Source organism: Clostridium uliginosum (assembly GCF_900112485.1).
GTDB classification, from domain to species: Bacteria; Bacillota; Clostridia; order Clostridiales; family Clostridiaceae; genus Clostridium; species Clostridium uliginosum.
Genome location: NZ_FOMG01000058.1, coordinates 1 through 2974 on the forward strand (window position 1 = coordinate 1; position 2974 = coordinate 2974).

1 rRNA gene is annotated in these 2974 nt (G+C 49.1%); it reads right to left on the reverse strand.

The window, feature by feature from the left end:
- Window positions 1-2864 (reverse strand): 23S ribosomal RNA (locus BM027_RS17720); the annotation flags it as partial.
- Window positions 2865-2974 lie beyond the last annotated feature (110 nt).

The following is a 2974-nucleotide window of genomic DNA, read 5'->3' on the forward strand; positions in this document are numbered from 1 at the left end:
CCATACTTACACCTCTGACCTATCAACCTTGTAGTCTTCAAGGGGTCTTACTAGCTTACGCTATGGGAAATCTCATCTTGAAGGAGGCTTCACGCTTAGATGCTTTCAGCGTTTATCCCGTCCCGACTTAGCTACCCAGCTATGCTTCTGGCGAAACAACTGGTACACCATAGGTCGGTCCATCCCGGTCCTCTCGTACTAAGGACAGCTCTTCTCAAATTTCCTGCGCCCGCGACGGATAGGGACCGAACTGTCTCACGACGTTCTGAACCCAGCTCGCGTGCCGCTTTAATGGGCGAACAGCCCAACCCTTGGGACCTACTTCAGCCCCAGGATGCGACGAGCCGACATCGAGGTGCCAAACCTCCCCGTCGATGTGAACTCTTGGGGGAGATCAGCCTGTTATCCCCGAGGTAGCTTTTATCCGTTGAGCGATGGCCCTCCCACGAGGTACCACCGGATCACTAAGCCCGACTTTCGTCCCTGCTCCACTTGTAGGTGTCGCAGTCAGGCTCCCTTCTGCCTTTGCACTCTTCGAACGATTTCCGACCGTTCTGAGGGAACCTTTGGGCGCCTCCGTTACTTTTTAGGAGGCGACCGCCCCAGTCAAACTGCCCACCTAACAATGTCCTGTCACCAGATTCATGGCATCCAGTTAGAATTCCAGTACTATCAGGGTGGTATCCCAAGGATGACTCCACCAAGGCTAACGCCCTGGCTTCCCAGTCTCCCACCTATCCTGTACAGACAATACCGAAATTCAATGCTAAGCTACAGTAAAGCTCTACGGGGTCTTTCCGTCCAATCGCGGGTAGCGAGCATCTTCACTCGCACTACAACTTCGCCGGATTTGCAGTTGAGACAGTGCACAAGTCATTACGCCATTCGTGCGGGTCAGAACTTACCTGACAAGGAATTTCGCTACCTTAGGACCGTTATAGTTACGGCCGCCGTTTACTGGGGCTTAAGTTCACACCTTCGCTTACGCTAAGTGTTCCCCTTAACCTTCCAGCACCGGGCAGGCGTCAGCCCCTATACATCAGCTTTCGCTTTAGCAGAGACCTGTGTTTTTGTTAAACAGTTGCTTGTGCCTATTCTCTGCGGCCTGCTCTCGCAGGCACCCCTTCTCCCGAAGTTACGGGGTCAATTTGCCTAGTTCCTTAACTGCAATTCTTCCGCCGGCCTTAGGATTCTCTCCTCACCTACCTGTGTCGGTTTGCGGTACGGGCACTACTTCTCTTTCTAGATGCTTTTCTTGGAAGCATGGAATCAGATACTTCGGTTCCGTAGAACCTTCCCCATCACGCCTCAGAATTGTTAGAACGGATTTGCCTATTCTAACTCCCTAAACGCTTAGACTAGCATCCAATAGCTAGCACATCCTATCCTTCTCCGTCACACCATCGATAATAACGATTATAGTGGTATCGGAATATCAACCGATTGTCCATCGCCTACGCCTTTCGGCCTCGGCTTAGGTCCCGACTAACCCTCAGCGGACGAACCTTCCTGAGGAAACCTTAGGTATTCGGCCTGTGGGATTCTCACCCACATCTCGCTACTAATGCCAACATTCTCACTCGTAATCAGTCCACCGCTCCTTACGGTACGACTTCAGCCCGATTACGACGCTCCTCTACCGCTCACTTATAAAAGTGAACCCGTAGCTTCGGTGGTAAGTTTGAGCCCCGGACATTTTCGGCGCAGGATCTCTTGACTAGTGAGCTATTACGCACTCTTTTAATGAGTGGCTGCTTCTAAGCCAACATCCTAGTTGTCTTAGAAATCCCACATCCTTTTCCACTTAACTTACACTTTGGGACCTTAGCTGACGATCTGGGCTGTTTCCCTTTTGACTACGGATCTTATCATTCGCAGTCTGACTGCCGGACTGATAGTATCTGGCATTCGGAGTTTGATAAGGTTCGGTAAGCTCTATGCCCCCTAGCCCATTCAGTGCTCTACCTCCAGTACTCACATTTTCCGACGCTAGCCCTAAAGCTATTTCGAGGAGAACCAGCTATATCCGAGTTCGATTGGAATTTCTCCGCTATCCACAGCTCATCCCATGCTTTTTCAACAGCAACGTGGTTCGGTCCTCCACGAGGTTTTACCCTCGCTTCAACCTGGCCATGGATAGGTCACCCGGTTTCGGGTCTACAGCATGCAACTAGTCGCCCTATTAAGACTTGGTTTCCCTTCGGCTCCGTACCTTAAGTACTTAACCTCGCTACATACCGTAACTCGTTGGCTCGTTCTACAAAAAGCACATCAACACACACATATGGTGCTATGATCGGTTGTAGGCACATGGTTTCAGGTTCTATTTCACTCCCCTCCCGGGGTTCTTTTCACCTTTCCCTCACGGTACTGCTTCACTATCGGTCATCAGGTAGTATTTAGCCTTGGGAGGTGGTCCTCCCTGCTTCCCACAAGGTTTCACGTGTCTCGTGGTACTCTGGATCAGAACTTGATTGTTATAACTTTCATCTACGGGACTATTACCCCCTACGGTCCAACTTTCCAGTTGTGTTCGATTAGCCATACCTTCTCGTTAATGTTCTGTCCGCAACCCCAAAGATAAATCTTTGGTTTGGGCTCTTTCCTTTTCGCTCGCCGCTACTAAGAAAATCGATTTTTCTTTCTCTTCCTCCAGGTACTTAGATGTTTCAGTTCCCTGGGTTTACCTTCATAAAGCTATGTATTCACTTTACGATACATGGGGTTTCCCATGTGAGTTTCCTCATTCGGAAATCTTCGGATCTCTGACTATGTGCGTCTACCCGAAGCTTATCGCAGCTTATCGCGTCCTTCATCGGCTCCTGATGCCAAGGCATTCACCATGCGCCCTTTGTAGCTTGACCTATTTACTTAATTAATAACAATTAATGAATAGTTTCTTTATACAAAGAATAATTCTTGGCTTGTTGTATTTATATACATTTCTTATGTGCAATTTTCAAAGAACATTGGA